General features: G+C 63.8%; 16 protein-coding genes and 1 pseudogene. 8 read left to right on the top strand and 9 right to left on the bottom strand.

Annotated elements, in window-relative coordinates; genetic code table 11:
* Window positions 1-518 precede the first annotated feature (518 nt).
* Together AC4D2C_RS13450 and AC4D2C_RS13445 are read right to left on the bottom strand one after the other, a co-directional pair.
* Window positions 519-2279 carry a PHP domain-containing protein gene (locus AC4D2C_RS13450; RefSeq protein WP_490915385.1) on the bottom strand — a complete coding sequence of 587 codons (1761 nt, stop codon included), beginning with the start codon at window positions 2277-2279 and terminating at the stop codon, window positions 519-521.
* 143 nt (window positions 2280-2422) lie between these two features.
* Complete coding sequence (locus tag AC4D2C_RS13445) at window positions 2423-2650, bottom strand: hypothetical protein (protein WP_490915384.1); 228 nt, start codon at window positions 2648-2650, stop codon at window positions 2423-2425.
* Window positions 2651-3121: 471 nt separating this feature from the next.
* On the opposite strand from AC4D2C_RS13445, the gene AC4D2C_RS13440 reads away from it, so the two are divergent.
* A complete protein-coding gene (locus tag AC4D2C_RS13440) occupies window positions 3122-3532 on the top strand; it encodes an ACT domain-containing protein (RefSeq protein ID WP_490915383.1) in 411 nt (136 codons plus the stop codon).
* Window positions 3533-3901: 369 nt separating this feature from the next.
* Here the strand turns inward: AC4D2C_RS13440 and AC4D2C_RS13435 are convergent.
* Window positions 3902-4117, bottom strand: a pseudogene (locus tag AC4D2C_RS13435) (recombinase family protein); the annotation flags it as partial.
* Window positions 4118-4236: 119 nt separating this feature from the next.
* On the opposite strand from AC4D2C_RS13435, the gene AC4D2C_RS13430 reads away from it, so the two are divergent.
* Together AC4D2C_RS13430 and AC4D2C_RS13425 are read left to right on the top strand one after the other, a co-directional pair.
* Window positions 4237-4704: a GNAT family N-acetyltransferase gene (locus AC4D2C_RS13430; protein ID WP_490915382.1), complete on the top strand. Its 468-nt coding sequence runs from the start codon at window positions 4237-4239 to the stop codon at window positions 4702-4704.
* Window positions 4705-5186: 482 nt separating this feature from the next.
* Complete coding sequence (locus AC4D2C_RS13425; protein WP_490915381.1) at window positions 5187-5462, top strand: helicase associated domain-containing protein; 276 nt, start codon at window positions 5187-5189, stop codon at window positions 5460-5462.
* Between the two features lie 148 nt (window positions 5463-5610).
* Here the strand turns inward: AC4D2C_RS13425 and AC4D2C_RS13420 are convergent, their stop codons facing one another.
* Window positions 5611-6174, bottom strand: a complete 564-nt coding sequence (locus AC4D2C_RS13420; RefSeq protein WP_490915380.1) for a hypothetical protein — start codon at window positions 6172-6174, stop codon at window positions 5611-5613.
* A 193-nt stretch (window positions 6175-6367) separates the two neighbouring features.
* Here AC4D2C_RS13420 and AC4D2C_RS13415 point away from each other — a divergent pair, with 193 nt between their 5' ends.
* On the top strand, window positions 6368-6505 hold the full coding sequence (locus AC4D2C_RS13415; RefSeq protein ID WP_490915379.1) for a hypothetical protein: 138 nt from the start codon (window positions 6368-6370) through the stop codon (window positions 6503-6505).
* 474 nt (window positions 6506-6979) lie between these two features.
* Here the strand turns inward: AC4D2C_RS13415 and nhaA are convergent, their stop codons facing one another.
* A complete protein-coding gene (gene nhaA / locus AC4D2C_RS13410) occupies window positions 6980-8341 on the bottom strand; it encodes a Na+/H+ antiporter NhaA (protein WP_490915378.1) in 1362 nt (453 codons plus the stop codon).
* A gap of 413 nt (window positions 8342-8754) precedes the next feature.
* The gene (locus tag AC4D2C_RS13405) at window positions 8755-9450 is read right to left on the bottom strand and encodes a GAF and ANTAR domain-containing protein (RefSeq protein WP_490915377.1); all 696 of its coding nucleotides are present in this window, start codon (window positions 9448-9450) and stop codon (window positions 8755-8757) included.
* A 394-nt stretch (window positions 9451-9844) separates the two neighbouring features.
* Here AC4D2C_RS13405 and AC4D2C_RS13400 point away from each other — a divergent pair, with 394 nt between their 5' ends.
* Both AC4D2C_RS13400 and AC4D2C_RS13395 read left to right on the top strand, forming a co-directional pair.
* A complete protein-coding gene (locus tag AC4D2C_RS13400) occupies window positions 9845-10114 on the top strand; it encodes a hypothetical protein (RefSeq protein WP_490915376.1) in 270 nt (89 codons plus the stop codon).
* Window positions 10115-10282: 168 nt separating this feature from the next.
* Window positions 10283-10483 (top strand): ANTAR domain-containing protein, encoded by a 201-nt coding sequence (locus AC4D2C_RS13395; RefSeq protein WP_490915375.1) that lies wholly within the window; start codon window positions 10283-10285, stop codon window positions 10481-10483.
* A 66-nt stretch (window positions 10484-10549) separates the two neighbouring features.
* On the opposite strand, the gene AC4D2C_RS13390 is transcribed toward AC4D2C_RS13395, so the two are convergent.
* The 3 genes from AC4D2C_RS13390 to AC4D2C_RS13380 all read right to left on the bottom strand — a co-directional run bounded on the left by AC4D2C_RS13390 (window position 10550) and on the right by AC4D2C_RS13380 (window position 13111).
* A complete protein-coding gene (locus tag AC4D2C_RS13390; protein WP_490915374.1) occupies window positions 10550-12073 on the bottom strand; it encodes an arsenic transporter in 1524 nt (507 codons plus the stop codon).
* A gap of 159 nt (window positions 12074-12232) precedes the next feature.
* Entirely contained in the window at window positions 12233-12655 is a 423-nt protein-coding gene (locus tag AC4D2C_RS13385; protein ID WP_490915373.1) for an arsenate-mycothiol transferase ArsC, read from the bottom strand.
* A gap of 93 nt (window positions 12656-12748) precedes the next feature.
* Window positions 12749-13111, bottom strand: a complete 363-nt coding sequence (locus AC4D2C_RS13380; protein ID WP_490915550.1) for an ArsR/SmtB family transcription factor — start codon at window positions 13109-13111, stop codon at window positions 12749-12751.
* Between the two features lie 205 nt (window positions 13112-13316).
* On the opposite strand from AC4D2C_RS13380, the gene AC4D2C_RS13375 reads away from it, so the two are divergent.
* Window positions 13317-13784, top strand: a complete 468-nt coding sequence (locus tag AC4D2C_RS13375; protein WP_490915372.1) for an arsenate reductase ArsC — start codon at window positions 13317-13319, stop codon at window positions 13782-13784.
* Window positions 13785-13840: 56 nt separating this feature from the next.
* The gene (locus AC4D2C_RS13370) at window positions 13841-15229 is read left to right on the top strand and encodes an NAD(P)-binding protein (RefSeq protein ID WP_490915371.1); all 1389 of its coding nucleotides are present in this window, start codon (window positions 13841-13843) and stop codon (window positions 15227-15229) included.
* Window positions 15230-15304 lie beyond the last annotated feature (75 nt).

Raw genomic sequence — 15304 nt, 5'->3', positions numbered from 1 at the left:
GTCATCCTCAAAGACACGGCATGCTGTGTGATTAGGCGACGCTGCAAGTAGAGCGGCTGAAGAACTTTCCTGGGCACCGGCTTATCGGCGACTCCTGAGAGGATCCTTGCTTGGATGATCTGGTCGGGCTGATCACGGTTGGTGGGGACGGGTGACTCCTGGGGTCTGCGGTGAAGGCGTGGTCTCATCATTGGGTCTCAGCCGCTGTATTCCCATTAAGGGAAACCGGAGCCTTTGATGGTTCCGTCAGCAATGGTGGCTCGGGTCGGATGCATGGGATAGATGACGGTGTTCGGTCACGCAGACAGGACGGCTGTGGTGTTAGCCGGCGTGGGGGCGGGTGATCAGTCAGGCGCGGGCTTGGTTGGCGGTGTCGAAGTGGCGTGTGGAGTAGGGGATTATGGACTTCGGTGAAGTAGCTGAACAGGAACCGGCTGCCGGCCTCACGCCTTCACCAGGGCGTCACCAACCTCATGACATAGAACAGCTAGTTTGCGACATCAGTCATAAAGATCGCCTCACAGCGCATTGGTGACATCCACGAAGACGGGATTTGCGTAGAACCAGGTGTCGAGCCAGGGATCGGCCTCGACGGTTCCGCTCCCGTGGCGTTGTGGACCCGAGGGGTCAACGGCGGCACCGTGGTAGCCGGGTCCTGTCCGGCGGCCGTCGCTGCCACGTACGCGGAGATAGAACGTTTCGGCGACGTCACGGAAGGTATGCGTGACCGTAATGACACCCGTGCTGCCGGACACGTCGAATTGGCGGGACACACGCGTGTTCGGAGCGCGCAGGGCGTCCCGGTCCGCGACCGACCCGGTCACCGGGCCACTGATGACATCGACGTGGGCCACTCGGGGGAGAACGCCTGCAGCGTTCCGGTACTGCGTCGGCGTAAGGGTGATGGACACCTCAACATCCGATCCCCGCCGCACCTGCAGGCGCGAACCGAGCGTGACGCCGTCGTCTTTCTTGGTCCTCTTGTCGTTATTCTTGCCGCCCTTGAGTTCCCGTACGCGCACGTCGAGCCCCGCCAGCAGATGGCCGTGATCGACCCACATGCGGCCTCGGCGCATCGCGTTCAGCACGCCGGTGTACGAGCCCTCGGTGACACCGGTGTGGAGGCGGCTGAACTGGCCGGGCCAGAAGTCGCTGCCGCCCTGGGGTTGCCCGGTCTCGATGGGGTCCGGACGGCGCCCCTCGACGCTCCAGCGGTCGAATTCATTCGGCAGGCTAAGGTACGGTTCCCGGTCCGGGTAGGGCCCGGTGCGGAGGGTGTCTTTCACCGTCAGGTGATTGTCGGAGTTAGAGGTAATCCAGAACGGCAGACCCTCCGCGAGGAGCGAGTCCCAAACGCCTCCGACGGTCGCAGTCGCCCAGTCGAAGCCTCCGTAGGGCCGGTAGGCATCGGCGGGGAACCCGCCGAAGCTGAACTGGCTCGGAGCGTTGACGTACTCGCCCCGCTGGTCGCCCGGCACCGTATTCTGGCTGATCCCGCTTCCCTGCGCGCCGGGCGCCCCCTCCATTCCGATCATCACCTCACGCGCTGAGTCACGCCAGGCCCGGAGTTCGTGGGGCGAGTCGATGCCGAGGCGGAGCGGATGGTTTGCGAGGACGACGACGTCGTCTACGTAGCCCGTCCGCCGCTGCTCGGCGAGCCAAGCGATGCCCTCGACGGCCTTCTGTTCTGCGAACCGCTCCTCGGCGGAGCCCGGTGCCGGCTTCTCCCAGCGGTTGAGCTTGCCGTCAAACACCAATTCGAAAGTGCGTAACAGGTCGACTTCGTGCGGGCCCGGAGCAACAAGGACCGAGCCGTGCTCGGCCGCCGGAATGTACCACTCAAGGCCCTGAAAGATCAGGAGGTCGGGGTTCACTGCGCGCTGTTCAAGGATCTCGCGGTTTGAGGAGACGACTCCTCCATTGTTGGCATGCCCGAAGTTCGAGTGCTCGGTGAAGGCCAACCAGTCGACGCCATAGTGACGGGACTGCTCGAGCTGCTGCGTGACACGGTACTTGGCGTCATGGCTGTATTGCGTGTGGACGTGGTGGTCGCCCACGAGCCAGGTCAGCGTCGGGTCGGATTCACGCTTGCCGCGCCCCTGACCGTTTCCAGGAGCCGCGACCGCCGTCACAGCTGGTGCCAGCGCGGTTCCCGTTCCTGCGAGCACCGCTGCTGAGCGGAGGATCGCTCGTCTGTTCCAGCCGAACGAGGCAATTTCCACGTCCGCGGCGTCCTGTTGGGATCCCTGGTCGTGGTGGTCGGTATCAGAAATGCACATGGGAGTCCTTGCTGCGGGGTCTGGGGAACGCTGTTGAAGCGTAGACACGACGTATGACGCAGACATGAACCTGTAGTGAATGGCACCTCGGTGAGGAGCACCCTGCCACCTTCTCGGACTGCCGAAACTGCCTAAGACACGGCCTAGCTTTCCTCGGCCACCGGAGTGGCCGCATCCTGTTCGGCGCTGCCGCCATCGCCCTGGTACGCGTCCACGGGGCTCACGCCTGCCGCGTGCTGGTCGGCATTGAAGGCGGACGTGGTGCTGGCCGCCGAGGATGTGTCGGGTTCCTCGAGGGTGGCTTCCTCGGAGATGTTGATGTCCTGGCGCAGATGCGAGCTGTCGGGCAGCGGCCCATCAAGAGAGGTCATGCCATCGAGTCAAACAGCGGGAGGTGAATCCTGAACAACCCCGTTCGGCCCCAAGAATTCACTAGTGTGATGGCCGTTGAGGTCGACGACACCGGCGAGGAACGGTTTGCTTGAACCGCCGGTTGCGTGGTCCTTCCGCGCAGGTGTTCCAAAAGGGGGCCGTAGCTCGCCGCAGCGTAAATCCGGATGTTGATCACTGCCCGGCAGGCGCAGGCTGCCGGCTGGTCAACCTCGTTACGCGGTCACGAGAAACGGTGGCAGCGCCGAATGAGCAGACTCACCCGCCACGTGAAGTCATGTGCGAGGTCACAGTTCGGGAGAGCTTCGACGTGGACTGTGACCTCGAGGCACCTTGAGTCCTGTCGTGCTGCCCCTCCGAGTTGTAGGGCCCTGACGGCGTCTGTCATAGTGGCCGGGCGATCAAAGTGACGCCACCCTGAGCGTCTTCCGCGACACCGAATCGGTGTAATCATGACCAAGAACTCAGTCCTTACTGTGGCGACAGTCAGCCTGACACTTCTCCCCAATCATCTGAGCATCTACCGTTTCGATCCGTCCAGTTCCTTGGAGAACCTCGGTCAGCTGCCTGGGGTGTGGTCGATCACCCGCACTCAGAAGGAGCTTTCCGTGGTGGCGGAAGAAAGTGCCGGTCTTTCATCCGACAAGGTGGATGCGGGATGGCGTTGCCTCTACGTCGACGGGCCGATCCCATTCACGACGGCTGGAGTCGTTGCCGGTCTTACAACTGCGGTCGCCCAGCAGGGCCTGCCCGTGTTCGTCATCTCGACGTTCGACAGCGATCTCCTACTCCTTCGCGAGGAGTCCTTGGAGCAAGCCATACAAGCTCTGCGTAGTGACGGTCATCTGATCCAGCCTCATTGAAGTGCCACCATGGATGAGAAGAACCACCTACACGAGTACCTGAGGTGATTCCCGCAATGTCACAAACGAACGTATTCGCTACACATCTCCAAGACGCTTCCACCGACTCCAGAAACCTCGTTCTGTCTCGCTAGGGGACCCATTGACACACTGTTGGTTCTGGTCCGTGTTCGAGCATCTGAAGCAGTGGCAGAAGGTATGTGCAGAACCGCTGCGGCGGATTCGGTGTGTTGGTGCGGATAGTGCTTCTAGGTGTTGGGGTCGAAGTCCAGGTCCAGGGACTCGGGGCTGAGGAGTTCCCGCCAGGCCGATGTCACCCGAGCGCTTGGTAGTGCTGTGGCGATCGGCATCCGGTCGACGGCGACCAGCTGTGCCAGGTCCAGTCCGGTCAGCGCGGCGAGTATCGCCCTCCTGCAGGGCCTCGAGGGCTTTGTCGAACTGTGGGCGTCGGGCATGAGCACCACCGACCCCGTGATCGACACAGAGGTCATCGCGGCGGACGCCGGCGGCGAGGAGGTCAGCGATTTGCCGGTCCGTGTCCTGGGCGCGCGTCGACACCCTCGCGTACCCAATCAGCTTGCCCACGCCACTCCTTCTCATGCTGGGGGCCGCCGGGTGAGTTATTCCTGAATGAAGCCGTAACAAACCATGCTCGCAGCAGGGGAACCGCGGTTTACCGGCGGTCCCCTTGCCACACTGTCTGCATGAGCATCCAGCTTGTACCAATGACGACGGAACGGTTCCCTGAATGGCTCGACAGGAGCCGGGCCGAATACATAGCAGATCTCGTCGCCACAGGTGAGTCACCTGAAGTCGCACATCGACAAGCCTCCGAAGCACTGGCGGGAGCCTTCCCTGCCCGTCTTCCGACCGCCAGCAACGCCGTGTTCGACGTCGTCGACCACTCCGGGACGGCAGTCGGTTATCTCTGGATAGGCCAGGACGACTCGGATGACGAGGCTGCATGGTGGGTCTGGGACGTAGTCGTCGAACCAGAGCATCAAGGCAAAGGCATCGGCCGGGCAGCAATGCTGCTTGCCGAAGAGTACGCACGATCACAAGGAGCTCGCACCCTTGGGCTCAACGTCTTCGGGTTCAACACCGCCGCCCGAGGGCTGTACGAATCCCTGGGATACGAAACCACCAGCGTGAAGATGAGGAAAATGCTCTGACAAGCAGTCCGTAAGGCGATGTACGGGTGGGACGACGAGGGAGCCGAGGTGAGGTGTCTCGTCTTGCTGCGCATGCGTCGCGAGACGCAAGGATGTTCAGTCACTGACCGTTGATAGGGCAATTCTCGAGCACTTCATCGTGTCCGACAAGGGTGACCATGAGTAGTAGCAGGCAAAGCGCCGCGCTGCAGGGCCTATGAAGCCCTGCAGCCCGAATCAATCGCTATGCAGGCTGTAAAGTCATGCGTGAGCTCGGCGAAGGACGCCAAGTAGCTCACTGCTGAGTGGGCAGTCCCAACTACCCTCAGCACAAAACCGCTCTGACTAGTTGCGATAGTAGATTCTGGTATCCCGCAGAAACCCGATATACGCCCGTACTCCTACGCGGGCTTTTTGGGACAGAGGAGTCGCCAACTGGGGCTCGGTCTCACATCCTGTGCGGCTCCGACCTAACTGAGCAATCTTGGGGTACTTGAGAAGAAATGACCAGCTATCCGAGCATTGCTCAGTTGTGGGTTCGGCGCCTCGAGCAGGTACAGCACTTCCGGGACGAGACCGGCCGATTCCCTGTCTATGACCCGCAGCGCCGTCCGGAGGAAAAGGTCCTCGCGGTCTGGCTGGGGCGCCAACGCACCTGGCAGAGGAAGGGCCGGCTCCGCCCCGACCGGCAGGAAACCCCGACCCGAGTGCTGCTTGGCTGGAATGCACCCGGCATTACCTGGCAGCGGAGCCATTCAGCCGAGAATTCTTCTCTCTAGCTCCCGCACTTCCCTCTCCCTGCCCTCATGGAGAGCTTCGACAGGGCCATCGGTTACTCGAGGTGCGCTATCCGTGCCGGTGGTCGTCGGCGACAGATGTGGGTGAGCCAGCGTGGGGCTGGTCCTGTTGTCAAGGAGCGGGCGTCATCTACTCCTCGGTGGGGGTAGGAGTCGGGGTGGAGGTCGGTTTTGCGTTCTGATCTGGAGCGGAGAATGGAACGGTGAACCCGGTGTTGAAGTTGTATCGGGGTCGGTAGTCCTCCTTCGGGAAGGAGTCATAGTAAGCAGCGTCTTCCTTCGAGTTGTATAGCCCACCTTCGGGGTTCCACACCCGGATGATTCTCTGGTCAGGTGCTGTAGGGCTTTGGTCGATAGACCACGCCCAGCCCTCCAAGATGTCACCCTCTTCCCGAAGGTATTCGTCGGTGGGAACCTCGCCGTTGTTCTCGCTCATATAGGTGTTGATGGTTGATGCTGCCCGGTAGAGCATTTTGGTTGTCTTGAAGTCGATCTCCCCCAGGGGTGTTGTTTCTTCCTCCGGTGGGGGAGCGGTGGCGATGGCGGTCGGGAGAGCGCGGTCGCTGCGAATGGTGTATGCCGTTGCTTCTGTGTTGTACGCGTAAGCATCAGGATGGAACACCTTGATGGTGTAATTGTCGGATTCGGTTGTTTCGAAGGGGATCTCGAAGCCTTCGGGCTCGAAGTTCGCCACCGAGTATTCGAGTGCTTGTTGGAGCCGTCCTGGAGGGACTGGTTCGCCAGTCCCTCGGACGCTGTCGGCATGACCACGCAGCGTGTTGCCGATGTTCCGGATCCATTCATCCGTGTATAGCCCGAGACGCAGTCGTTCGACCTCGGACGACGACAATGATCCTGCTGACGCGGATGTGCTTGAGGACGGGGATGTGGTCGTGGTCGTGGTGCTCGTGCTGGTGGTGCCGTCCGTCGGCATCGGCGTGGGAGCCGTGGCCTCAGGACTGGCCGACGGGGATTCAGGTGCCCCGGTGGTGGGTGGGGCTTCGGCAGCGGTTGCGGAGGGTTGAGGTCCAGGATCGTTACCTTCTTGCGGGAGAGTGCAGCCGGCAAGGACGCATAGAGTTGCGATTCCTGTGATGGCCAGCGGGATGTCTCGTGTCACCGTTTCTCCTTGGCGATGTGTCGAGACCTGCTGTTCCTATCCAGTGCGGCAATCATTCCACGTGCCACGCATCGGGGGCGTGCAGGCGGGGTTTTGGTCCTTGCTGTCCGCTTTTGGGTGCGGGACAAGCAGCGGAGCCTGGCGGGCGTGTCCATGTCGCCGGGGGAGTGGTTGCGCCGTGTTCGACTCGTATAAGCGTCCTGTAAAACGTGGGGTTCTCAAGACAGGCCAGAGGGACCCAACCCGGTCGAGGCACATTGATGGCACCTTTTCGGCCGGCTTTATCGTGCTGGGTAGATATGCGCCGCCCAACGGGCAGCGACCGGTGCCAGGGTGGTAGCTCGCGTGCAAGCGGTGGTACCGGGTGCGGTACTGGTCGCTAGTTTTCGCGTTGTTCGTAGACGTCGGGGATCCCGTCGCCGTCAGCATCGACTTTTTCCTGCTCCTCGATGCGGCGGTAGTGCTTGTTGCGGGATCGCAGCACCACACTGGACAGCAGCGCGGCCAGGAGCGATGCCGTGAGAATGGCAACCTTCGCGTGGTCTTCCTGCTCGCTGCCCGCCCCGAAGCTGAGGTCGTTGACGAGAAGCGACACCGTGAAGCCGACCCCCGCGAGGATGCCCACGCCGAGCAAATCCCACCAGCTCAACCCGGGATCCAGGCTTGCCTTCGTCGATTTCGTGACGATGAACGTGGTCAGGAGGACACCGATGGGCTTGCCGAGTACGAGCCCGAGGACGATGCCGATGAGGACGGGGTCAGTGAGGGCCGACATGAATCCTTCCGCCCCGCCGATCGCCACACCGGCTGAGAAGAAGGCGAAGACGGGAACCGCGAAGCCGGTGGACAGGGGGCGGAAGCGGTGCTCGAAGACCTCGGCGAGTCCTGGCTTGTTAGGCCTTGGAAGCTTGGGTGTTCCGTCAGGAGCGCGCCGTAGCACGGGGACGCAGAAGCCGAGCAGCACGCCTGCGACCGTGGCATGCACGCCCGAGGCGTGCATCAGCGCCCAGGTAGCGACACCGAGGGGTAAGAGGATCAGCCAGGGGCCGAGGACGGTCCTGCCGAAGAACTTCGGCCTGTGCTGGGCGAGTAGGGCGAACAGGGCGAGCGGCAGGAGCATCCACAACAGGAAGACGAACTTGACGTCTTCCGAGTAGAAGAAGGCGATGATCGCGATCGCGATGAGGTCGTCGACCACGGCGAGGGTGAGAAGGAAGATCCGCAGCGCACCCGGTAGGTGGGAACCGATGACCGCGAGCACGGCCAGGGCGAAGGCGATGTCCGTCGCCGTGGGGATCGCCCAGCCCCTCAGTGTGTCCGGTGAGGACAGGTTGACGGCGACATAGATGAGCGCAGGGACGACGACACCACCGAAAGCAGCCGCCACGGGCACGATCGCACGACTTATGCGTCGCAGGTCGCCGGCGACGAACTCGCGCTTGAGTTCGAGACCGGTAAGGAAGAAGAACACCGCCAGCAGGCCGTCCGACGCCCACGCGCCGACGGACAGCTTGAGGTGCCACGGCTCGTAGCCGAACTCGAAGTCGCGGATGGCGAAGTAGGTATCACCGAAGGGCGAGTTCGCCCAGATGATGGCGATGGCCGCGGCGATGAGCAGCAGGATGCCACCCACGGTCTCCTTGCGGAGTATCTCCGTAATACGCAAGTACTCCGGGTAGCTGGATCGCTCGAACAGTACGCGTGAAGAACGTGCTGTCTCGGGTGAGGTGTTATCGGACACGAGGCCTCCTAAAGCTGCATAACGTACTGATCCCACCGGGCGCATCATCGCCCGGGCCTGCACAGCCGCGGGCTTCACGCCAAGCTATACCGCTCGCCTCGATCATCACCACGCTGCGCTGAGCCTCACCGCGGCCGGTCTCGGCGTCACTCCGTCCGGGCACGCCTCATCCACACCGCACTCACCGTACTCCGGGAAGCCGCCACATCACCATCACCACAAGCCCCCAGGTATCCTTCGGCTGAGGAACGCTGAAGGATCCCCTGCGGGACGGTGTTGGAGCGGCCAAACCCGCCAACCAGACTCCAGGAATCCCGCCACGTTGATTAGGTCAGCGCACTCTATTCCTAGTAGCCGGATAGCCCGATGCTCATGCCTGCGCAGGTCTATGCGCAGAATGAGGTCTGTTCGCTTCAGGCTTCGAAGTGTGAAGCCGGTTGTTCCTGGTTCAGGGAGTGCACGACGCGTGCGGCGATCTCGTTCAGTGGCGTGTTCCTGCTGCTGGAGGCTGCCTTGAGGATCATCATTGCCCTCTCATGAGTGCAACGGTTCTGCCCCATGACGATGCCGGCCGCGATCTGAATGGTCGCCCGGGTCTCCATGGCTGTTTTCAGGTCGGTCATGGCTTCACCCAGGTGCGCTATCCGCACAGCGGTCCGGAGCGCTCGGGAGGCGTCCTGCGCGAGGTGTTCGGCAGTCCGGATGAGGTGGGCGCCGAACACGTCGACGTCGCTGGAATACAGGTCCAGGGCTGCCACGGCGCCGCCGTCAAGTGGGATCGGTACTGCCAGCGCAGACAGGATGCCGCTGCCGGTGATGCGCTGTGCGTAACCACCGAACCGGGTTTCGGTCCGGAAGTCCTGTACGAGGCAGGGGGCGCCTTCGCGTGCGGCGCGCAGGCACGGACCGTCATCGAAGAGGAACTGCACTTCTCCTACGGCCTGGGCGCGGGGACTGCTGGCCCCGACGATGGCCCTCTTACGGGGACGCAGCAACACCACGGCGACGGGAAGATCACGGCCCTCTGCGACGAAGGTTGCAGCGGCCTCCCGCGCGAGGGAGGTGAGGTAATCGGCGATGTCCACGCTGTCGAGCACCAGGTCCTGCACGGACTCCGAGAAATCAGTCGCAGTCGCTGCGAGAGGCTCACCATGGCCGGTTGCCGGGTCGACTAGTGCGAAGGCTGGTGAGTCAGTGCCGGGAAGATCGGTATTGCGAAGTTCGAAGCCGGGTAGTTCTGGCATGGCGGGCCTACTCTCATCCTCGGGTTTATCCCACCACGGTGACGGGCGCACGAGGAATAGCGCCGCCTGCTGCTAGTCGACGAAAGCAAGTCTATAGCTCTGCTGTCTAGCTATATGCAGGGCCTGGCACTGCGGTGGGCCCACCCTGAAAGGAGCGGGTTCCGGCTGGATCCTTCGCCTTAGTTCTTCTCGATGGTGCCCGCTGTTATGACGGACGGGGCGAATCCTTCGGTCGGACCCGATCCCCAAAGGGGGCAGGATGAACGACCGTGATTCCTCTTTCTCACCCGAAAACGGCTACGGACCGGACGATGATGCGTTCGACCGCTCCGCGGTGCGTGATTCCCTGGACAGCTCCTTCACCCGCGTCGCGCAACTCGCCGCCGAGCTCATGTCCATCAGTGGTTCCACCGTTCTGTGCGGGGCGACGTTCCTCAGGGCAGGACGCGCAGAAACCGTCATCAGCAGCAACGACACAGCACAAATGGGGATGAGGTTCAGTACCGGTTCGACGACGGGGCGTGCCTGACAACAGCCCGGATCGGGCAGGTGGTCCACCTCCCTGACCTCACCGATGACACCCCGTGCGCCCTCAATTTCTACTCCACGATTCCGCATGCCTTCACCCCGACCGCTGTGGCTTTTGCTGAGCGCTTCGCCGTCAGCATCGCTTCCACTGCTCCACGTAGCGCAGACCGTGGAACTCGCTGGCGGGTTGCAGGGCCTCACCGTGGCGTTCCATCCCCGATCTGTCGTGGATACCGCGACCGGCCTGCTCATGGCCCGTTACACCTGTACCCGGGGACAAGCCCTCCGCCTGATCATCGTCGCTGCGACCGACCGTGCTGTCAGCGTCAACGATGTCGCGCGCGGCATCCTCACCGAAACGGCCCCCTGACTGCACTGGGCCGCTCATCTGGTCCCGCCGTGTCCTGTAGGGGGTATCTCAGCGGTAGCCGTTTCCTCAGACTCCGATGATCGCGAGCCAGCCGGCGAGGGCGAGGAGGGTGATGATGAGGACGGGGATGGTCAGGATGATGCCGGTGCGGAAGTACTGGCCCCAGCCGATGTGGATGCCCTTGCGGTCCAGAACGTGCAGCCAGAGCAGGGTCGCGAGGCTGCCGATAGGTGTGATTTTCGGGCCGAGGTCGGAGCCGATGACGTTGGCGTAGATCATCGCTTCCTGCGTCAGGCCGGTCGCTCCTGCGGCGCCGATCGCCAGGGAGGCGATCAGGACGGTCGGCATGTTGTTCATCAGGGATGCGAGGACCGCGACGATGACGCCGACGCCGAGGGCGGTGATCAGGACCCCGTTGTTGCTGATGGCCGAGAACACGCCGGCGAGTTCGTCGGTGAGGCCCTGGTTCCGCAGCCCGTAGACGACCAGATACATGCCGATGGAGAACAGGACGATCTGCCAGGGAGCTTCGTGCAGGATCCGCGGGACCGAGATTCGAGCGTTCGAGAGCGCTACTGCACCGTCACCGGCTGAGGAAATGGTGGTGTCGTCGTGGTGCCCGTCAGAGGCGCTGTGGGCGCTGTTCGCGGTGCCACCGGTGGAGCGGTGGGCCGCTCCGACCGTTTCGTAGTCGAGGTCGGCTGCCCGCCCAGCAGCATCAACTTCGGACAGAGGTCCCTGCACCGCTGGGACGGGCGTACGGGGGAAGAGGAAGGCTGGTTTGCGGGACGCCACGAGCATGAGGACGACGGCGCCGAGGCCGGCGACGGCGGACAGGGGGATGTGCAGTGGTTCGGCGGCGAAGTAGCCGATGAGCAGGACGCCGAGGATCACCCAGCCAGTCTTGAACGTCAGGGGGTCCGCGATGGCCGACTTCGGTTTTTCGAGGACGGAGACGTCGTAGTGGTGTGGGATGACCTTGCGGAAGAACAGGAGCAGGACGCCGAGACTCGCGGCGACGGACACGATGCCGACCGGGACCATGACGACGGCGTAGCGGGCGAAGCTGATGTCGAAGAAGTCGGCAGTGACGATGTTGACGAGGTTCGACACGACCAGGGGCAGGCTGCCTGCGTCGGCGATGAACCCGCAGGCGATGACGAACCCGAGGGACGCTTTGGCGGGGAATTTCAGGGCCAGGAGCATCTGGATGACGATCGGGGTGAGGATGAGGGCCGCCCCATCATTGGCGAACACCGCCGCGATAGCCGCTCCGAGCAGGACGATGAGCGCGAACAGGAGCCGTCCGTTGCCCCTGCCCCAGCGGGCGACGTGCAGGGCAGCCCATCTGAAGAACCCGGATTCGTCGAGGATGAGGGAGATGATCACGATCGCGACGAACGCGAAGGTCGCGTTCCAGACGATGTCCCACACGACCGGGATGTCCGACAGGCTCACCACTGTGGTGATAAGGGCCAGGGCGGCTCCGCCGAGTGCGGACCAGCCGATGCCGAGGCCTTTGGGTTGCCAGATGACCAGTGTCAGGGTGGCGAGGAAGATCAGAACGGCGACCGCGGTCATGGCAGTCATAGCAGCAGGGCTCCTAACAGGAGGGGCAGAACAAGCGCACGGACGAGTTCACCAGTGAGGTCGTGGTGAGGTCGTGGCGAGCTCGTGAGCGAACACCAGGCGAAGACGGCAGTCGAACATGCCCGTTGTCGCCCGGGGCGGGAAGAGGGTGGGCTCGGGTCAGCGCGTGGTGAGGGTGGTATGGAGGGCGGTGACACGGTCGAGGATGTCGTCGCGGACCAGGCGCATCCGCTCGATGCCGTCGATGCCGCGGTCGCTGGGCTCGTCCGTCTCCCACCGCTCGTACAAGGTGCCTTCGACCTCGTCGACCTGCGCTTCGGGGCCGAGGATGACGACGAGGTCCGCCTGCTCCTGATCCTCACGTGTGATCTGGCGAGGGACGTTCTGGCTGATGTCGACCCCGACTTCGGTCAGGACCTGGGCTGCGAGACCGTTGACCGCGGATCCGGGCTCCGATCCGGCGGAGGCGGTGGTCACAAACTCCCCGGCGACCTTGTCCATGAGGCCGGCGGCCATCTGGGACTTGCCTCCGTTCTTCACGCACACGAACAGGACGGAGGGTTTGTCGGCCTTGAAACTCACAGGGGTACTCACTTCTTCTGGTCGGACGGGAGTGAAACAGGGCCAGGCAGGAACCAGGTAGGAACCGGAAGCGCCCGGGGGAGGCTGGGGGTTCTACGTGGGTTCGGTGAGGACGCCGGCGAGGGCGTCCAGGGCTCCGGGCACAATGGAGAAGTACGCCCATACGCCGCGCTTCTCGCGGTGCAGGATCCCGGCGTCGACGAGGATCTTCAGATGATGCGACACCGTGGGCTGCCCGAGGTTCAGCGGTTCGGTGAGGTCGCAGACGCAGGCTTCGTTCTCGGTGCTGGAGGAGATCAGGGAGACCAGGCGCAGACGGTTCGGGTCAGCGATCGCCTTGAACTGCCTGGACAGCTCCTCAGCCCGCTCCGCGCTCATCGCCGGCGTCCCGGACGGCACGCAGCACCTACCCTCATCAACCATCTCGGTAGGTGCGAGGTCCGTGGTTGCAGCCATGGTTCGGGGCCCGGAAATCGTCGTCATGCCACCCACCATACCCGCACATTGACAACCGTCGATATATCTCCCCATACTCACTATCGAAGACAGTCGATCTGTTGCCAGGGCTGCGCGCACGAGGTACCTGCGACCTGATCGACCCGACCACCACTGCCCATGCCTGTCCGGATCACCGGGTTGGAGCGAGGACCGAAGGATCACCATGACCACTGAACTTGCAGCTGTAGCAACCACCGATCAGAGGAAACCGTCGGTCCTGTTCGTCTGCGTCCACAACGCCGGTCGTTCCCAGATGGCCGCGGCGTACCTGAACCACCTGTCTGAGGGGCGTATCGAGGTCCTGTCGGCCGGGTCACAGCCCGCCGACGAGGTCAATCCCGCGGCGGTCGAAGCCATGGGGGAGGAGGGCATCGACATCACCGCCGAGACCCCGAAGGTCCTCACCACCGATGCGGTCAAGGCCTCCGACGTCGTCGTGACCATGGGGTGCGGAGACGAGTGCCCGTACTTCCCGGGCAAGAGGTACGAGGACTGGGTCCTCGAGGACCCCGCCGGCAAGGGCGTCGAATCGGTGCGGCCGATCCGCGACGAGATCAAGCGCCGCATCCAGCAGCTCATCAGCGAACTCCTGCCCGCCACCAGCGCCAGCACCGGTACGCCGAGCGCCTGACCGACACCGCACCTTTGCTCATCGCTCAGCGTTCCCAGGATTCGAAGGGCACCGTCATGACAACCACCCACACCGCCACTGCCACTACTGGCGCCAGCGAGCGCACCGACCTACCGGTCGCCGTCATCGGCGCCGGGCCGACCGGACTGTCCGCGGCTGCGAACCTCCTCGAGCAGGGACTGGCCCCGATCGTGTTCGAGCAGGGCGACACTGTCGGAGCGACGGTGCGTCAGTGGGCACACATCCGCCTCTTCTCACCTTGGCAGTACAACATCGACCCCGCAGCCCGGCGCCTCCTGGAACCCACCGGATGGACCGAACCACGGCCGACCGCCCTCCCGTACGGGCGCGAACTGGTTGAGGCCTACCTCGAACCCCTCGCTGCAGTCCCCGCGATCAAGCAGACCCTGCACTTCAAGAGCACCGTTACTGCAGTCACCCGGCTGGGTATGGACAAGACCCGCACGAAGGATCGCGACACCACCCCTTTCCTCGTCCGCGTCATCAGCCCCGAGGGCACCACGGATCACCTCGTGCGCGCCGTCATCGACGCCTCCGGCACATGGGACCAGCCCAACCCCCTCGGCCAGGCCGGGCTGCAGGCCCTCGGGGAGGACGCAGCGTCCGCGTTCATCACCACAGCGCTGCCCGACGTCGTCGGAACCGACCGCGACCGGTTCGCCGGCAAGACCGTGATGGTCGTCGGTGCAGGTCACTCGGCCGCAAACTCCCTGATCAACCTCGGCCAGGTCGCCAGGAACGAACCCGGCACCCGCACCCTCTGGGCCGTGCGCGGGAGCGGCTCCGCGCAGAAACTCTACGGCGGCGGGGACCTCGACGGACTGCCCGCGCGCGGCCGGCTCGGCAGCCGCCTGCGCACCCTCGTCAGCGACGGCGTCATCGAGCTCGTCACCGACTTCACCATCACCGGACTCGACGCGACGGACGCAGGTTTGGCCGTCACCGCGTCGACGCCGAACGGGCCCCGCACCATCACCGTCGATGTCCTCGTACCCGCCACCGGATTCCGTCCGGACCTAGACATCCTGCGCGAGCTGCGCCTCGAGCTCGATGCCGCCGTCGAGGCGCCACGTGCCCTCGGACCCCTGATCGACCCCGAGTTCCATTCCTGCGGAACAGTTCCGGCCCATGGCGCGGACGTCCTGGCCCACCCGGAGAAGGATTTCTACCTCGTCGGGATGAAGTCCTACGGACGCGCACCCACCTTCCTGCTGGCCACCGGATACGAGCAGGTCCGCTCCGTGACCGCCGCGATCGCCGGTGACCTCGAAGCTGCCTCCCGCCTCCAGCTCGAACTGCCCGAAACCGGGGTCTGCAGCACCGACCTCGGCGGCTCCTGCGACACCCCCGCCGCAGCACCACCTGACGAGGCCAGCATCAGCAATGAGGCCGCTGATGCGTCCTGCGGAATTCCCGACCACTAGCCCGGGCCCGGCACGCTGGACTGGCCGCCTGTTCCCGCCCCGGTAGCCAGCACCGGATACAGGCCCCCGGCTACC

The organism is Arthrobacter sp. TJ-240 (genome assembly GCF_058269195.1).
Note: the sequence above shows the minus strand (reverse complement) of the source record. Positions and strands in the feature narration are given on the sequence as shown.

Bases quoted from the DNA above. Each gene is read 5' to 3' on its own strand.
- AC4D2C_RS13450 (WP_490915385.1), bottom strand. From the start codon at position 2,279: ATGTGCATTTCTGATACCGACCACCACGACCAGGGATCCCAACAGGAC.
- AC4D2C_RS13400 (WP_490915376.1), top strand. From the start codon at position 9,845: ATGAACGACCGTGATTCCTCTTTCTCACCCGAAAACGGCTACGGACCG.
- AC4D2C_RS13375 (WP_490915372.1), top strand. From the start codon at position 13,317: ATGACCACTGAACTTGCAGCTGTAGCAACCACCGATCAGAGGAAACCG.
- AC4D2C_RS13370 (WP_490915371.1), top strand. From the start codon at position 13,841: ATGACAACCACCCACACCGCCACTGCCACTACTGGCGCCAGCGAGCGC.
- AC4D2C_RS13425 (WP_490915381.1), top strand. From the start codon at position 5,187: ATGACCAGCTATCCGAGCATTGCTCAGTTGTGGGTTCGGCGCCTCGAG.
- AC4D2C_RS13440 (WP_490915383.1), top strand. From the start codon at position 3,122: ATGACCAAGAACTCAGTCCTTACTGTGGCGACAGTCAGCCTGACACTT.
- AC4D2C_RS13445 (WP_490915384.1), bottom strand. From the start codon at position 2,650: ATGACCTCTCTTGATGGGCCGCTGCCCGACAGCTCGCATCTGCGCCAG.
- AC4D2C_RS13430 (WP_490915382.1), top strand. From the start codon at position 4,237: ATGAGCATCCAGCTTGTACCAATGACGACGGAACGGTTCCCTGAATGG.
- AC4D2C_RS13380 (WP_490915550.1), bottom strand. From the start codon at position 13,111: ATGGCTGCAACCACGGACCTCGCACCTACCGAGATGGTTGATGAGGGT.
- AC4D2C_RS13390 (WP_490915374.1), bottom strand. From the start codon at position 12,073: ATGACTGCCATGACCGCGGTCGCCGTTCTGATCTTCCTCGCCACCCTG.